This is a genomic window from Lelliottia sp. (genome assembly GCF_045627565.1).
Classification (GTDB): domain Bacteria; phylum Pseudomonadota; class Gammaproteobacteria; order Enterobacterales; family Enterobacteriaceae; genus Enterobacter.
In genome coordinates this window covers 1-13,709 of the sequence record NZ_JAZQNX010000003.1, presented here as the reverse complement: position 1 = coordinate 13,709, position 13,709 = coordinate 1, and the positions used below count along the sequence as shown (strand labels likewise).

Below are 13,709 nucleotides of genomic sequence, written 5' to 3'. Positions count from 1 at the left end.
TCGCCCGAGAAGTTACGGAGAGTAAAAATGAAAGTTCGTGCTTCCGTCAAGAAATTATGCCGTAACTGCAAAATCGTTAAGCGTGAAGGTGTTATTCGCGTGATTTGCAGTGCCGAGCCGAAACATAAACAGCGTCAAGGCTGATTATTTCGCATATTTTTCTTGCAAAGTTGGGTTGAGCTGGCTAGATTAGCCAGCCAATCTTTTGTATGTCTGTGCGTATCCATTTGAGTATCCTGAAAACGGGCTTTTCAGCATGGTACGTACATATTAAATAGTAGGAGTGCATAGTGGCCCGTATAGCAGGCATTAACATTCCTGATCAAAAACATGCTGTGATCGCATTAACTTCGATCTATGGCGTCGGCAAGACCCGTTCCAAAGCCATTTTGGCTGCAGCGGGTATCGCTGAAGATGTTAAGATCAGTGAGCTGTCTGAAGAACAAATCGACACGCTGCGTGACGAAGTTGCCAAATTTGTCGTTGAAGGTGATCTGCGCCGTGAAGTTAGCATGAGCATCAAGCGCCTTATGGACCTTGGTTGCTATCGCGGTTTGCGTCATCGTCGTGGTCTCCCGGTTCGCGGCCAGCGCACCAAGACCAACGCACGTACCCGTAAGGGTCCGCGCAAACCGATCAAGAAATAATCGGGGTGATTGAATAATGGCAAAGGCACCAGTTCGTGCACGTAAGCGTGTAAGAAAACAAGTCTCTGACGGCGTGGCTCATATCCATGCTTCTTTTAACAACACCATCGTTACTATTACTGATCGTCAGGGTAACGCATTGGGTTGGGCAACAGCCGGTGGTTCCGGTTTCCGTGGTTCTCGCAAATCGACTCCGTTCGCAGCCCAGGTTGCAGCAGAGCGTTGTGCAGAAGCCGTAAAAGAATACGGTATCAAGAATCTGGAAGTTATGGTCAAAGGTCCGGGTCCGGGTCGCGAATCAACTGTTCGTGCTCTGAACGCCGCTGGTTTCCGCATCACTAATATTACTGATGTGACTCCGATCCCTCATAACGGTTGTCGTCCGCCGAAAAAACGTCGCGTATAACGCTTACGTTTTCTAGGATTGTTGGAGATAGAAAATGGCAAGATATTTGGGTCCTAAGCTCAAGCTGAGCCGTCGTGAGGGCACCGACTTATTCCTTAAGTCTGGCGTTCGCGCGATCGATACCAAGTGTAAAATTGAACAAGCTCCTGGCCAGCACGGTGCGCGTAAACCGCGTCTGTCTGACTATGGTGTGCAGTTGCGTGAAAAGCAGAAAGTTCGCCGTACCTACGGTGTGCTGGAGCGTCAGTTCCGTAACTACTATAAAGAAGCAGCGCGTCTTAAAGGCAATACCGGTGAAAACCTGTTGGCTCTGCTGGAAGGTCGTCTGGACAACGTTGTTTACCGTATGGGCTTCGGTGCTACTCGTGCTGAATCTCGTCAGCTGGTTAGCCATAAAGCAATCATGGTAAACGGTCGTGTTGTTAACATCGCTTCTTATCAGGTTAAAGCGAATGACGTTGTTTGCATTCGTGAGAAAGCGAAAAAGCAATCTCGCGTGAAAGCAGCTCTCGAGCTGGCTGAGCAGCGTGAAAAGCCAACCTGGCTGGAAGTTGATGCTAGCAAGATGGAAGGTACGTTCAAGCGTCAGCCGGAACGTTCTGATCTGTCTGCGGACATTAACGAACACCTGATCGTTGAGCTTTACTCCAAGTAAAGCTTAGTACCAAAGAGAGGACACAATGCAGGGTTCTGTGACAGAGTTTCTAAAACCGCGCCTGGTAGATATCGAGCAAGTGAGTTCGACGCACGCCAAGGTGACCCTTGAGCCTTTAGAGCGTGGCTTTGGCCATACTCTGGGTAACGCACTGCGCCGTATTCTGCTCTCGTCGATGCCGGGTTGTGCGGTAACCGAAGTTGAGATTGATGGTGTACTCCATGAGTACAGCACCAAAGAAGGCGTTCAGGAAGATATCCTTGAAATCCTGCTCAACCTGAAAGGGCTGGCGGTGAGAGTTCAGGGGAAAGATGAAGTTATCCTTACTCTGAATAAATCTGGCATTGGCCCTGTGACTGCAGCCGATATCACCCATGACGGTGATGTTGAAATCGTCAAGCCGCAGCACGTGATCTGCCACCTGACCGATGAGAACGCAGCGATTAGCATGCGTATCAAAGTTCAGCGCGGTCGTGGTTATGTGCCGGCTTCTGCCCGAATTCATTCGGAAGAAGATGAGCGCCCAATCGGCCGTCTGCTCGTCGATGCATGTTACAGCCCTGTAGAGCGTATCGCCTACAATGTTGAAGCAGCTCGTGTCGAACAGCGTACCGACCTGGACAAGCTGGTCATCGAAATGGAAACCAACGGCACAATCGATCCTGAAGAGGCGATTCGTCGTGCGGCAACCATTCTGGCAGAACAACTTGAAGCTTTTGTTGACCTACGTGATGTTCGTCAGCCAGAAGTTAAAGAAGAGAAACCAGAGTTCGATCCGATCTTGCTGCGCCCTGTTGACGATCTGGAATTGACTGTCCGCTCTGCTAACTGCCTTAAGGCAGAAGCTATCCACTATATCGGTGATCTGGTACAGCGTACCGAGGTTGAGTTGCTGAAAACGCCGAACCTGGGTAAAAAATCTCTTACTGAGATTAAAGACGTGCTGGCTTCCCGTGGTCTGTCTCTGGGCATGCGCCTGGAAAACTGGCCACCAGCAAGCATTGCTGACGAGTAACCGGATCACAGGTTAAGGTTTTACTGAGAAGGATAAGGTCATGCGCCATCGTAAGAGTGGTCGTCAACTGAACCGTAACAGCAGCCATCGCCAGGCTATGTTCCGCAACATGGCAGGTTCACTGGTTCGTCATGAGATCATCAAGACGACCCTGCCTAAAGCGAAAGAGCTGCGTCGTGTAGTTGAGCCACTGATTACTCTTGCCAAGACTGACAGCGTTGCAAATCGTCGTCTGGCATTCGCCCGCACTCGTGATAACGAGATCGTGGCAAAACTGTTTAACGAATTGGGCCCGCGTTTCGCGAGCCGTGCCGGTGGTTACACTCGTATTCTGAAGTGTGGCTTCCGTGCAGGCGACAACGCTCCGATGGCTTACATCGAGCTGGTTGATCGTTCTGAATCTAAAGCAGAAGCTACTGCAGAGTAATCTGTAGTAACGTAGAAAAACCCGCTTCGGCGGGTTTTTTTATATCTTAATGGTTCCCTACCTATTACCCGTATAAATCTTCCTTCGTTCTTAATTCCTTTTATGTAGTACGGCTCGTTTATTCTGGCCAATTCAAGCGCAGAAACTGACTCGCAGCCTCTGTAATCTTGGTAGTTATCTGACAACAGTTTTAACTGGTGTAGTGAGGCATCATGCTGCGCTGAGTTTTCACGACACTGATTTAGATAGCCAGCAATTGGCCCACATAACTGTGCTTTCTTGTATGATGACAATCTAGGCCGTTGAAAAATTAATGAGGGTAAACTATGTACCGCATCGGTGAACTCGCAAAGTTGGCTGACGTTACGCCAGACACCATTCGATATTACGAAAAGCAGCAGATGATGGAACATAAAGTTCGTACGGAAGGCGGGTTCCGGCTTTATACCGAAACTGATCTGCAACGGCTCAAGTTTATCCGTTATGGAAGACAGCTTGGTTTTACACTGGATTCGATCCGTGAGTTACTTTCGATCCGCATCGATCCTGCACACCACACTTGTCAGGAGTCGAAAAGCATCGTGCAGGCCAGGTTGAATGAAGTAGAGTTACGAATCGAGGAGTTACAGGTAATGCAGCGTTCGTTGCAGCGCCTTAATGATGCGTGTTGTGGCAGTTCGCACAGCAGCGTCTATTGCTCTATTCTCGAAACGCTGGAGCAAGGCGCGAGCGGAATACACCGTGGTTGTTGATTTCTTAAAACTGAGGATCTACACTCACGCCGATTTTATACACAATCTGGAGATGTAATGAGCCATTATCAGCACAAGAAAAGGCAAATCAAAGATAACGCCATAGAGGCATTACTTCACGATCCTTTATTTAGACAACGCGTTGAAAAGAACAAAAAGGGGAAAGGGAGTTTCTTACGAAAAGGGAAACATGCTAAGAAGGGTAACTGGGAGGCCAGCGGTAAGAAAGTGAATCGCTTTTTTACCGCTGGCCTTCTGACTTTACGCGCCCGATTAAATACGGTTATTCTGTTCTTTTAACAGATCGCGAATTTGAGTCAACAAGACCTCTTCCTTGGAAGGGGCCGGAGGCACTGCTGCCGGTTCTTCTTTTTTGCGATTCAATCTGTTAATCAGTTTAATCGCCATGAAGATTGCAAACGCAACAATGACAAAATCGAACACGTTTTGGATAAACACGCCGTAGTGCATCACCACTGCAGGAATATCGCCTTGCGCATCCTTCAGAGTGACAGCGAACTGTTTGAAATCAATCCCACCAATTAGAAGACCCAACGGCGGCATAATGATGTCGGCAACCAACGATGAAACAATCTTGCCGAATGCTGCACCAATAATCACACCCACAGCGAGATCCACTACATTCCCACGCATAGCAAATTCGCGAAACTCTTTAATAATACTCATTTTCTTTCTCCTTAAGCCAACAGATAAAGTTAAGTCTAACAAATGATTAGCCAATTTCCATTGGGGATAAATAATCGCTACTAAAGTTAATCATTATAAAATCAAAGGTTAATGTAAAAGGTGCTCTCGAAAAGCACCTCTTATCGCTACAGGAAGAAAGGACTGGGCTGGAATAAACGTTCTACGTCGCTAATAAATTTTTTGTCTGTCAGGAACATAATGACATGATCGCCCTGTTCGATACGAAGATTATCATTAGCGATCATGACGTCATTACCCCGAACGACGGCACCGATAATTGTGCCTGGCGGCAACTTGATTTCATCGATAGCACGACCGACAACGCGAGACGTCGTTTCATCCCCATGTGCGACAGCTTCTATCGCTTCTGCTACACCACGGCGAAGAGAGGAAACACCCACGATATCAGCTTTACGCACATGGCTTAACAAAGCGGAAATGGTTGCCTGCTGCGGAGAGATGGCGATATCAATAACACTGCCCTGCACAAGATCCACGTAGGCACGCCGTTGAATGAGCACCATCACCTTTTTAGCGCCCATACGTTTAGCCAGCATCGCTGACATAATGTTTGCTTCATCATCGTTGGTGACGGCAATAAACAGATCAACTTGATCGATATGTTCTTCGGCCAGCAACTCTTGATCCGAGGCATCGCCATAAAAAACGATCGTGTTTTGCAGTTTCTCTGCTAATTCAGCGGCACGTTGTTGATCGCGCTCGATCAATTTTACGCTGTAATCTTTCTCGAGCCGGTGGGCAAGACCTGCACCAATATTACCGCCTCCAACCAGCATGATACGCTTGTAAGGTTTTTCCAGTCGTTGGAGTTCACTCATTACGGCGCGAATATGCTGAGATGCTGCAATAAAGAACACTTCATCACCCGCCTCAACGATGGTTGAACCCTGCGGGCGAATCGGTCTGTCATGACGAAATATTGCTACCACACGAGTATCAATATGCGGCATGTGTTCGCGCATAGTAGACAATGCGTTACCAATCAGAGGCCCGCCATAATAGGCTTTAACGACCGCCAGGCTAACTTTGCCCTCAGCGAAGTTAACAACCTGCAGCGCACCCGGATATTCTATCAGTCGATAAATACTGTCGATAACCAGCTGTTCCGGAGCGATGAGATGATCGATCGGAACCGCTTCTGAGTTGAACAGTTTATCTGCATCACGGACGTAATCTGGGGATCGTATACGGGCAATACGATTTGGGGTATTAAACAACGAAAAAGCGACCTGGCAGGCAATCATGTTCGTTTCATCAGAACTGGTGACTGCAACCAGCATGTCAGCGTCATCCGCTCCTGCCTCGCGCAGTACCCGAGGATGGGAGCCATGACCCTGAACTACACGCAGATCGAATTTATCCTGCAGCTCACGAAGGCGGTCTCCATTGACGTCGACGATGGTGATGTCGTTATTCTCACCCACAAGGTTTTCCGCCAGCGTTCCGCCGACCTGCCCAGCACCCAGAATGATAATCTTCATAGATTGCGACCTGTTTTAAATATCACTCTTTGATTAGCTTAGCGTAAAAGAAGCCATCACCGTCTTCTGCTCCAGGAAGGTTTTGTACGCCTGGTTTATCGGGAGTACCGGTAGTCCGCAGAGTGGCATTAGATGTACGTTTCAGGAATGCAGCAATCTGTTGGCTATTTTCTTCTGGAAGGACTGAGCAGGTTGCGTAAACCAATGTACCGCCAGGCTTAAGATGCGGCCAAACGGCGTCAAGGATTTCGCTTTGAAGTTGCGACAGTTCGTTAATATCACGATCCCGGCGTAGCCATTTGATGTCTGGGTGTCGGCGAATAACGCCAGTCGCAGAGCAGGGAGCATCGACCAAAATACGATCAAACTGTTCATCCCCGCACCACTGTGCAGGCGTCCGTCCGTCACCCTGTTTGACTTCTGCTTTCATGCCCAGGCGTTTTAAGTTGTCGTATACGCGAGAAAGTCGCTGCTCATCAATATCGACAGCCATGACGCTGGCTTTAGGAGCGACTTCAAGAATATGTGTTGTTTTACCGCCAGGTGCTGCACAGAGATCAAGAATACGATCGCCGTTTTGCGGCTCAAGATAGGTCATGCAGCCTTGTGCTGAAGCGTCCTGGACTGTCACCCATCCTTGCTCGAATCCCGGCAGAGCTTGCACCGGAGCAGGGGAGGCAAGGCGTATTGCATCGGGATAGGCATCATGCGTAAAGCCGTTCATCTCGGCTGTTTCCAGCAAAGCCAGCCATTCATCGCGAGTATGATGATTACGATTTACGCGCAACCACATAGGAGGACGTTGATTATTCGCCTCAACTATCGCCTCCCACTTGGATGGGTAAGCTTTCTGCAGGCGCTTCAGTAGCCACTCAGGATGTAGAAAACGCTTATCAGAATCTGCAAACTCCGCCAGCAGATCTTCCTGTTGACGCTGGAATTGACGTAACACGCCGTTAATTAAGCCCTTCAATTGCGGGCGCTTGATCACAACAGCCCCTTCAACTGTCTCGGCCAATGCAGCATGAGGTGGAATTCGGGTATGAAGCAACTGGTAGAAACCCACCATAATTAAATAATGGATGGTCCGCTGCTTGCCTGTCATTGGCCTGGACATCAGCTTGCTGATGAGCCATTCCTGTTGTGGGAGCGTGCGTAGCACACCAAAGCACAGCTCCTGGAGCAGGGCTTTATCTTTATCGGACACTTTTTGTTGAAGCGGTGGCAGGATATTACTCAGAGATTGACCCTGTTCGACCACTTTCTCGATGGCACTTGCTGCCATGCTGCGAAGATTTTGTTTTTTCATAACCGCAAAAATAAAAATGCCCGGAAAACCGGGCCTTAGATTAAAGATAATCAGGCAAGACGCGTGCCTGGTGTAAACCACTCGCGACGTGAATTCAGCAGATCTTGCGCGCTCATGGCTTTTTTACCAGCAGGTTGTAGCGATTCCAGATTGAGAATGCCGTCTGCGGTTGCAACCTGAATACCTTCTCGTGTTGCTTCAATAATGGTGCCTGGTTCCGCTTTAGCTTCTCGATTGATTACGGAAGCTTTCCAGATTTTCACTGGCTGCTCGTCAATGGTCATCCAGCTCATTGGCCAGGGATTAAATGCGCGGATACAACGTTCCAGCTGTGCTGCAGAAAGTGACCAGTCGATTTGCGCTTCTTCTTTACTGAGCTTATCTGCGTAGGTCACAAAGGCTTCGTCCTGAACTTCAGGCTGCGCTTTACCGTGGGCGAGTTGCTGCAACGTTTCGATGAGGCCTTGCGGGCCGAGGTTCGCAAGTTTGTCATACAACGTTGCGCTGGTATCTTCTGCCGTAATCGGGCACGCCAGTTTGTAAAGCATGTCTCCCGTATCCAGCCCGACATCCATCCGCATAATGGTGACACCCGTTTCGCTATCACCCGCCCACAATGAACGCTGGATAGGCGCCGCGCCGCGCCAGCGAGGAAGCAGGGAACCGTGCACATTAATGCAGCCGAGACGTGGCATATCAAGTACGGCTTTTGGCAAAATTAATCCGTATGCCACCACAACCATGACATCAGCATTAAGATCAGAGACAAGCTGCTGATTTTCTTGAGGGCGCAAGGATACTGGTTGAAATACCGGTAAGTTATGTTTTTCAGCGAGGATTTTAACCGGGCCAGGCATCAGTTTTTTGCCACGACCAGCAGGGCGGTCCGGCTGGGTAAACACACCAACAATCTGGTGGCCGGAAGATAACAGCGCATCAAGGTGATGCGCTGCGAAGTCAGGTGTTCCCGCGAAAATTATGCGTAGCTTTTTAGACACGTTATTCCTTGTATCCGAAGGGGCACGTTATGCGCGTGTGCGCATACGATCCAGTTTCTCGACCTTCTGACGAATACGCTGCTGTTTCAGGGGAGAGAGATAATCGATAAACAGCTTACCGACTAAGTGGTCCATCTCATGCTGAATACAGATCGCGAGCAAATCGTCCGCTTCCAGTTCAAATGACTTACCATCGCGATCCAGCGCACGGATTTTGACCTTCTCGGCACGAGGAACCAGCGCGCGCTGTTCTGGAATAGACAGGCAGCCTTCCTCAATTCCGGTTTCACCGCTCTGCTCAAGCAGCTCTGGATTGATCAATACCAGGCGCTCTTCGCGGTTTTCAGATACGTCGATAACGATGATGCGTTTATGAATATCAACCTGCGTTGCCGCGAGACCAATGCCTTCTTCTGCGTACATCGTATCAAACATATCATCAACGATACGCTGAATTTCTGCATTCACTTCTTTTACCGGTTCAGCAACGATGCGAAGGCGCTCGTCCGGGATATGTAACACTTGCAAAACTGCCATAAATTTCCAGAGTCGTGTTCAGGAGTTGAAAAGATTATTACCTCTATTCTAGACAAATCCCCTGCTGATTGACAGCATCCCTAACCAATCGCAAAGATTGCTGAGGCTGCTTATGGCAGGGAAAAGGATGACTTCCACAGAGATATGGTTACGTCTGATGAACGTCGGGGATTTATGTGGTGACACGATGCTGGGTGCTGCACAAAATCTGGCGACGCGCGAAAGTATTGACGAAACAACGTTGAGAAATGTTGGCCTAACGATGAAGCAGGCCCGCAACTTTTTATGTGTAAAAGAAGCCGAACTCGAACGTTCTTTTAACTGGCTAGAACGAGCGGAGCATTATCTGATTCCAGCTGACAGCGCTCTTTATCCGCCACGTTTGCGATGCCTATCCGACTATCCCGGCGCGTTGTTTGTGAATGGCAGTATCGACGTGTTAAGTAGCTTTCAACTCGCCGTTGTCGGCAGCCGCTCCCCTTCCTGGTACGGGGAAAGGTGGGGGAACATATTCTGCGAATATCTGGCGCGCAATGGGTTCACAATTACCAGTGGGTTGGCGTGTGGCATTGATGGAGTTGCTCATCGGGCTGCGCTTTCTGGACAGGGTAAGACTATCGCGGTGCTGGGTAACGGCCTGTCCGGTATTTATCCTAAACGACATGCTTCCCTTGCGGACAAAATTATCGAAACCGGAGGGGCGGTTATTTCTGAGTTTCCCCTCGCGACGCCACCCTGGCCCGGCAATTTCCCTCGGCGTAACCGCATTATCAGCGGTTTGAGCCACGGCGTATTCGTCGTCGAGGCGGCGTTGCGAAGTGGATCGCTAGTGACTGCCAAATGTGCTCTTGAGCAAGGGCGAGAAGTTTTTGCGTTGCCAGGGCCGATAGGCAACCCAGGATGTGAAGGCCCTCATTGGCTGATTAAGCAGGGGGCAACGCCTGTAACAAGTGCCGAGGAAATTCTCGAAAATTTACGATATGGATTGAATTGGATACCCAATGCACCAGAAATGGCACTTTATTCATCAGATCAGGAGGAGGTAGCATTGCCATTTCCTGAGCTCCTGGCTAACGTAGGAGATGAGGTAACACCTGTTGACGTTGTCGCTGAACGTGCCGGCCAATCTGTGCCAGTAACGGTAGCACAGCTACTGGAACTGGAGTTAGCAGGATGGATCGCAGCTGTACCCGGCGGCTATGTCCGATTAAGGAGGGCATGCCATGTTCGACGTACTGATGTATTTGTTTGAAACTTACATCCATAACGAAGCAGAAATGCGCGTGGACCAGGACCGACTGACGCGGGATCTTACCGATGCAGGATTTGAGCGGGAAGATATTTATAACGCATTGTTGTGGCTAGAGAAACTGGCTGATTATCAGGAAGGGCTTGTCGAACCAATGCAGCTTGCTTCCGATCCTTTGTCCGTGCGTATCTACACGGCTGAAGAGTGTGAAAGGCTGGATGCCAGCTGCCGGGGATTCGTTTTATTCCTGGAGCAAATTCAGGTGCTAAACCTCGAAACGCGAGAAATGGTGATAGAGCGCGTCATGGCGCTGGATACTGCAGAATTCGAACTGGAAGACCTTAAATGGGTCATCCTGATGGTTCTGTTCAACATCCCTGGTTGTGAAAACGCCTATCAGCAAATGGAAGAATTACTCTTTGAAGTGAATGAAGGTATGCTTCATTAATTCATTACATTGCTCCAAGAGTTGTTATGGCCAAATCAGCACTGTTTACGGTGCGTAATCAAGAGCCCTGCCCACAATGTGGGGCTGAACTTGTCATTCGGTCCGGGAAGCACGGTCCGTTTCTCGGTTGTTCACACTATCCGGAATGTGACTATGTCCGTCCCCTGAAAAATCAGGCGGACGGGCATATCGTGAAAATTCTGGAAGGGCAAATGTGCCCAATCTGTGGCGCGAATCTCGCGTTGCGCCAGGGACGTTTTGGCATGTTTATCGGATGTAGCCATTACCCTGAATGTGAACATACAGAACAGATCGATAAGCCAGATGAAACAGCGATAGCCTGTCCACAGTGCCAACAGGGGCAGTTAGTCCAGCGTCGCTCCCGTTTCGGTAAAACTTTTCATTCCTGCGACCGCTATCCTGAATGTCAATTCGTCATTAATTTTAAACCAGTTGCGGGTACATGCTCTCATTGCGATTATCCGCTCCTGATAGAGAAGAAAACTGCACAAGGCATCAAACGCTTTTGCGCCAGTAAACAATGTGGAAAGCCGGATTCGGCGGATTAAACCTGTGAATAATAATTATCCATTAGGCTCTATCGCACAGGCGGTGGACGTACTAAAAAATGAAGAAGTCATCGCTTATCCTACTGAAGCTGTGTTTGGGGTTGGATGCGATCCTGATAGCGAAACGGCAGTGACTCGTTTACTAGAACTCAAACAGCGTCCGGTCGAAAAAGGGTTAATTTTGATTGCTGCAAACTTCGAGCAGCTCAAACCTTATATCGATGACTCGATGTTGACCGAGCAGCAGCGCAATACCATTTTTTCTGCATGGCCTGGTCCGGTAACCTTTGTTTTCCCGGCGCTGCCTTCTACGCCGAGCTGGTTGACAGGGCGCTTTGACTCACTTGCTGTTCGCGTAACAGACCATCCGTTGGTTGTTGAACTGTGCGAGACTTTTGGGAAGCCGCTCGTTTCAACTAGTGCCAACCTCACGGGGTTGCCGCCTTGTCGCACGTCGCAAGAAGTGCTGGCCCAGTTTGGTGACGGTTTTCCAGTGGTCGTCGGTGAAACCGGTGGCCGCCTGAATCCGTCTGAAATCCGGGATGCTTTGACCGGCGAGCGTTTTCGCCAGGGGTAACATGATGGAGAAGTACGCTGTATTTGGTAACCCAATTGCGCACAGTAAATCGCCTTTTATTCATCAGCAATTTGCTCAGCAACTGCACATTGACTATTCGTATGATCGTGTCCTGGCACCCGTTGATGATTTCCTCGCTACGCTCAATGCTTTCTTCTGCGAAGGGGCGAGGGGGGCAAATGTTACCGTGCCTTTTAAAGAAGAGGCTTTTGAGCGAGCGGATGAGTTGACCGAACGTGCATCGCTCGCGGGTGCGGTGAATACACTTAAACGGTTGGACGATGGGCGTTTGCTTGGCGATAACACCGACGGCATTGGTTTATTGAGCGATCTGGAAAGACTCTCTTTCATTAAACCAGGGTCTCGGGTTTTGTTGATTGGAGCGGGTGGGGCATCCCGAGGAGTTTTGCTTCCGCTTCTATCGTTGGATTGCGCTGTGACAATTACCAATCGGACATATTCCCGGGCGAAAGACCTTGCAACACTCTTTGCTCACACAGGGAGTATCAGTGCCGTGGCGATGGAAGATTTGGAAGGACATGAGTTTGACCTCATTATTAATGCCACATCCAGCGGTATTGCCGGTGATGTACCAGCCATTCCAGCCTCTCTGGTGAAAGCTCATGTTTACTTCTATGACATGTTCTATCAAAAAGGAAGTACACCGTTCCTGAGCTGGTGTGAAGATCAGGGTGCAAAACATATGTCGGACGGACTGGGAATGCTGGTGGGTCAAGCCGCGCATGCGGTGCTACTTTGGCATGGTGTTTTACCCGCGGTCGAACCTGTTATTGAAAAACTAAAACAGGAATTGCTGGCGTGAATCAGGCAATTCACTTCCCCGATAGAGAGGTCTGGGATGAAGATAAACAGGCCGTCTGCTTTCCAGCTTTGGTAAATGGTGTGCAGTTGATGTGCGCGATCAAAAGCGAAGTATTACTCCGCCGTTTTGGTGGTGCTGTACCGCTTGAGGTGTTCAAAGATAATCGCTGGGATCTGGAAGAAGAAGCCAGCGATTTGATTCGGGATCAGCAGGAAGACGATCAAGGCTGGATTTGGATTTCCTGATCCAGGTATTCGTCCTTCCATTTCACGTAATTATTCGCTGAGTATTGTAGCCCTGCGATCTCCGCTTCATTTAAGGGGCGTATTTGTTTTACTGGGCTGCCTAAATAGAGATAGCCGCTTTCCAGGCGTTTGTTTTGTGGTACCAGGCTCCCGGCCCCGATCATAATATCGTCTTCTACTATTACCCCATCTAATAGAATCGATCCCATACCGACCAACACGCGATTGCCGATGGTGCAGCCGTGCAGCATCACTTTATGACCAATAGTGACATCTTCGCCAATAATCAGAGGACATCCCTCGGGGTTATGGGCGGATTTATGAGTGACATGCAGAACGCTACCATCTTGAATATTGGTGCGTGAGCCAATAATGACATGGTTCACATCGCCCCTGATGGCAACTAACGGCCAGATGCTCACATCATCGGCCATCCTGACATCGCCAACGACGACGCTACTGCTATCGATCATCACGCGATCGCCTTTCTGAGGGAACAGATCTTTGAAGGGACGCAATACGGCGGACATATCTACCTCGACTGATTAACACTATATAGAAGACTTTGATCGCATTATCCGGCTCGGGCAAGGGATAAATGCATCAATATTTAAGCAGATCGGGTGGGATTTCAGCGAAAAGAGTGGAAAAACAGCAGTCAGAAAAAAAAATCCAAAAAAGCCTTGTGCTAAAAGCTGGGATCCCTATAATGCGCCTCCATCGACACGGCGGATGTGAATCACTTCACACAAACAGCCGGTTCGGTTGAAGAGAAAAAACCTGAAATAAAGGATTGACTCTGAAAGAGGAAAGCGTAATATACGCCACCTCGCAACGGTGAG

At 49.2% G+C, this 13,709-nt stretch carries 20 protein-coding genes; 14 read left to right on the top strand and 6 right to left on the bottom strand.

Features of this window, described 5'->3' with window-relative positions; all coding sequences use genetic code 11:
• The first annotated feature begins 27 nt into the window (after nucleotides 1-27).
• The 8 genes from rpmJ (at nucleotide 28) to ACKI5T_RS01880 (ending at nucleotide 4,202) form a co-directional block, all read left to right on the top strand.
• Nucleotides 28-144: a 50S ribosomal protein L36 gene (gene rpmJ, locus ACKI5T_RS01915; RefSeq protein WP_015960705.1), complete on the top strand. Its 117-nt coding sequence runs from the start codon at nucleotides 28-30 to the stop codon at nucleotides 142-144.
• A 146-nt stretch (nucleotides 145-290) separates the two neighbouring features.
• Entirely contained in the window at nucleotides 291-647 is a 357-nt protein-coding gene (gene rpsM, locus ACKI5T_RS01910) for a 30S ribosomal protein S13 (RefSeq protein WP_003031135.1), read from the top strand.
• A gap of 16 nt (nucleotides 648-663) precedes the next feature.
• Nucleotides 664-1,053, top strand: coding sequence for a 30S ribosomal protein S11 (gene rpsK / locus ACKI5T_RS01905; protein WP_003863312.1), 390 nt, complete (start codon nucleotides 664-666; stop codon nucleotides 1,051-1,053).
• Nucleotides 1,054-1,087: 34 nt separating this feature from the next.
• Nucleotides 1,088-1,708: a 30S ribosomal protein S4 gene (gene rpsD / locus ACKI5T_RS01900; RefSeq protein ID WP_015960704.1), complete on the top strand. Its 621-nt coding sequence runs from the start codon at nucleotides 1,088-1,090 to the stop codon at nucleotides 1,706-1,708.
• Between the two features lie 25 nt (nucleotides 1,709-1,733).
• Nucleotides 1,734-2,723, top strand: a complete 990-nt coding sequence (locus ACKI5T_RS01895) for a DNA-directed RNA polymerase subunit alpha (protein WP_002919219.1) — start codon at nucleotides 1,734-1,736, stop codon at nucleotides 2,721-2,723.
• A gap of 40 nt (nucleotides 2,724-2,763) precedes the next feature.
• Nucleotides 2,764-3,150, top strand: a complete 387-nt coding sequence (gene rplQ, locus ACKI5T_RS01890; RefSeq protein ID WP_015960703.1) for a 50S ribosomal protein L17 — start codon at nucleotides 2,764-2,766, stop codon at nucleotides 3,148-3,150.
• A gap of 326 nt (nucleotides 3,151-3,476) precedes the next feature.
• Nucleotides 3,477-3,902, top strand: a complete 426-nt coding sequence (gene zntR / locus ACKI5T_RS01885) for a Zn(2+)-responsive transcriptional regulator (protein WP_015960702.1) — start codon at nucleotides 3,477-3,479, stop codon at nucleotides 3,900-3,902.
• Between the two features lie 57 nt (nucleotides 3,903-3,959).
• Nucleotides 3,960-4,202 (top strand): alternative ribosome-rescue factor A, encoded by a 243-nt coding sequence (locus ACKI5T_RS01880; protein WP_407435196.1) that lies wholly within the window; start codon nucleotides 3,960-3,962, stop codon nucleotides 4,200-4,202.
• Here ACKI5T_RS01880 and mscL read toward each other — a convergent pair.
• From mscL to def, 5 genes are all read right to left on the bottom strand, one after another.
• A complete protein-coding gene (gene mscL / locus ACKI5T_RS01875) occupies nucleotides 4,176-4,589 on the bottom strand; it encodes a large-conductance mechanosensitive channel protein MscL (protein WP_407435194.1) in 414 nt (137 codons plus the stop codon). The two genes, ACKI5T_RS01880 and mscL, sit on opposite strands and share 27 nt — an antisense overlap.
• 146 nt (nucleotides 4,590-4,735) lie before the next feature.
• Nucleotides 4,736-6,112: a Trk system potassium transporter TrkA gene (gene trkA / locus ACKI5T_RS01870; protein ID WP_059180783.1), complete on the bottom strand. Its 1,377-nt coding sequence runs from the start codon at nucleotides 6,110-6,112 to the stop codon at nucleotides 4,736-4,738.
• 22 nt (nucleotides 6,113-6,134) lie between these two features.
• A complete protein-coding gene (gene rsmB / locus ACKI5T_RS01865; protein ID WP_407435192.1) occupies nucleotides 6,135-7,421 on the bottom strand; it encodes a 16S rRNA (cytosine(967)-C(5))-methyltransferase RsmB in 1,287 nt (428 codons plus the stop codon).
• Between the two features lie 50 nt (nucleotides 7,422-7,471).
• Nucleotides 7,472-8,419 carry a methionyl-tRNA formyltransferase gene (gene fmt, locus ACKI5T_RS01860; protein WP_407435190.1) on the bottom strand — a complete coding sequence of 316 codons (948 nt, stop codon included), beginning with the start codon at nucleotides 8,417-8,419 and terminating at the stop codon, nucleotides 7,472-7,474.
• 27 nt (nucleotides 8,420-8,446) lie between these two features.
• Nucleotides 8,447-8,956 carry a peptide deformylase gene (gene def / locus ACKI5T_RS01855; RefSeq protein WP_015960696.1) on the bottom strand — a complete coding sequence of 170 codons (510 nt, stop codon included), beginning with the start codon at nucleotides 8,954-8,956 and terminating at the stop codon, nucleotides 8,447-8,449.
• A gap of 127 nt (nucleotides 8,957-9,083) precedes the next feature.
• Here def and dprA point away from each other — a divergent pair, with 127 nt between their 5' ends.
• From dprA to ACKI5T_RS01825, 6 genes are read left to right on the top strand one after another with little or no spacing between them, the layout of a single operon-like run.
• A complete protein-coding gene (dprA, locus tag ACKI5T_RS01850) occupies nucleotides 9,084-10,208 on the top strand; it encodes a DNA-protecting protein DprA (protein ID WP_407435188.1) in 1,125 nt (374 codons plus the stop codon).
• Nucleotides 10,180-10,653 (top strand): DUF494 family protein Smg, encoded by a 474-nt coding sequence (gene smg / locus ACKI5T_RS01845; protein WP_015960694.1) that lies wholly within the window; start codon nucleotides 10,180-10,182, stop codon nucleotides 10,651-10,653. Before dprA ends, smg begins: the two co-directional genes overlap by 29 nt.
• Nucleotides 10,654-10,679: 26 nt before the next feature.
• Nucleotides 10,680-11,222: a topoisomerase DNA-binding C4 zinc finger domain-containing protein gene (locus ACKI5T_RS01840; protein ID WP_407435186.1), complete on the top strand. Its 543-nt coding sequence runs from the start codon at nucleotides 10,680-10,682 to the stop codon at nucleotides 11,220-11,222.
• Between the two features lie 4 nt (nucleotides 11,223-11,226).
• A complete protein-coding gene (gene tsaC, locus ACKI5T_RS01835; protein ID WP_041689543.1) occupies nucleotides 11,227-11,799 on the top strand; it encodes an L-threonylcarbamoyladenylate synthase type 1 TsaC in 573 nt (190 codons plus the stop codon).
• 1 nt (nucleotide 11,800) lies between these two features.
• Nucleotides 11,801-12,622, top strand: a complete 822-nt coding sequence (gene aroE / locus ACKI5T_RS01830; RefSeq protein WP_407435184.1) for a shikimate dehydrogenase — start codon at nucleotides 11,801-11,803, stop codon at nucleotides 12,620-12,622.
• Nucleotides 12,619-12,867 carry a DUF1488 domain-containing protein gene (locus ACKI5T_RS01825; RefSeq protein WP_407435182.1) on the top strand — a complete coding sequence of 83 codons (249 nt, stop codon included), beginning with the start codon at nucleotides 12,619-12,621 and terminating at the stop codon, nucleotides 12,865-12,867. Before aroE ends, ACKI5T_RS01825 begins: the two co-directional genes overlap by 4 nt.
• On the opposite strand, the gene ACKI5T_RS01820 is transcribed toward ACKI5T_RS01825, so the two are convergent.
• A complete protein-coding gene (locus tag ACKI5T_RS01820) occupies nucleotides 12,843-13,397 on the bottom strand; it encodes a gamma carbonic anhydrase family protein (RefSeq protein ID WP_407435180.1) in 555 nt (184 codons plus the stop codon). The genes ACKI5T_RS01825 and ACKI5T_RS01820 overlap by 25 nt on opposite strands.
• Nucleotides 13,398-13,709 lie beyond the last annotated feature (312 nt).

What these genes read in the sequence shown, in the direction of transcription:
- rpmJ (WP_015960705.1), top strand. Translation starts at nt 28, where the DNA reads ATGAAAGTTCGTGCTTCCGTCAAGAAATTATGCCGTAACTGCAAAATC.
- rpsK (WP_003863312.1), top strand. Translation starts at nt 664, where the DNA reads ATGGCAAAGGCACCAGTTCGTGCACGTAAGCGTGTAAGAAAACAAGTC.
- rpsD (WP_015960704.1), top strand. Translation starts at nt 1,088, where the DNA reads ATGGCAAGATATTTGGGTCCTAAGCTCAAGCTGAGCCGTCGTGAGGGC.
- ACKI5T_RS01895 (WP_002919219.1), top strand. Translation starts at nt 1,734, where the DNA reads ATGCAGGGTTCTGTGACAGAGTTTCTAAAACCGCGCCTGGTAGATATC.
- rplQ (WP_015960703.1), top strand. Translation starts at nt 2,764, where the DNA reads ATGCGCCATCGTAAGAGTGGTCGTCAACTGAACCGTAACAGCAGCCAT.
- zntR (WP_015960702.1), top strand. Translation starts at nt 3,477, where the DNA reads ATGTACCGCATCGGTGAACTCGCAAAGTTGGCTGACGTTACGCCAGAC.
- ACKI5T_RS01880 (WP_407435196.1), top strand. Translation starts at nt 3,960, where the DNA reads ATGAGCCATTATCAGCACAAGAAAAGGCAAATCAAAGATAACGCCATA.
- mscL (WP_407435194.1), bottom strand. Translation starts at nt 4,589, where the DNA reads ATGAGTATTATTAAAGAGTTTCGCGAATTTGCTATGCGTGGGAATGTA.
- trkA (WP_059180783.1), bottom strand. Translation starts at nt 6,112, where the DNA reads ATGAAGATTATCATTCTGGGTGCTGGGCAGGTCGGCGGAACGCTGGCG.
- rsmB (WP_407435192.1), bottom strand. Translation starts at nt 7,421, where the DNA reads ATGAAAAAACAAAATCTTCGCAGCATGGCAGCAAGTGCCATCGAGAAA.
- def (WP_015960696.1), bottom strand. Translation starts at nt 8,956, where the DNA reads ATGGCAGTTTTGCAAGTGTTACATATCCCGGACGAGCGCCTTCGCATC.
- dprA (WP_407435188.1), top strand. Translation starts at nt 9,084, where the DNA reads ATGACTTCCACAGAGATATGGTTACGTCTGATGAACGTCGGGGATTTA.
- smg (WP_015960694.1), top strand. Translation starts at nt 10,180, where the DNA reads ATGTTCGACGTACTGATGTATTTGTTTGAAACTTACATCCATAACGAA.
- ACKI5T_RS01840 (WP_407435186.1), top strand. Translation starts at nt 10,680, where the DNA reads ATGGCCAAATCAGCACTGTTTACGGTGCGTAATCAAGAGCCCTGCCCA.
- aroE (WP_407435184.1), top strand. Translation starts at nt 11,801, where the DNA reads ATGATGGAGAAGTACGCTGTATTTGGTAACCCAATTGCGCACAGTAAA.
- ACKI5T_RS01820 (WP_407435180.1), bottom strand. Translation starts at nt 13,397, where the DNA reads ATGTCCGCCGTATTGCGTCCCTTCAAAGATCTGTTCCCTCAGAAAGGC.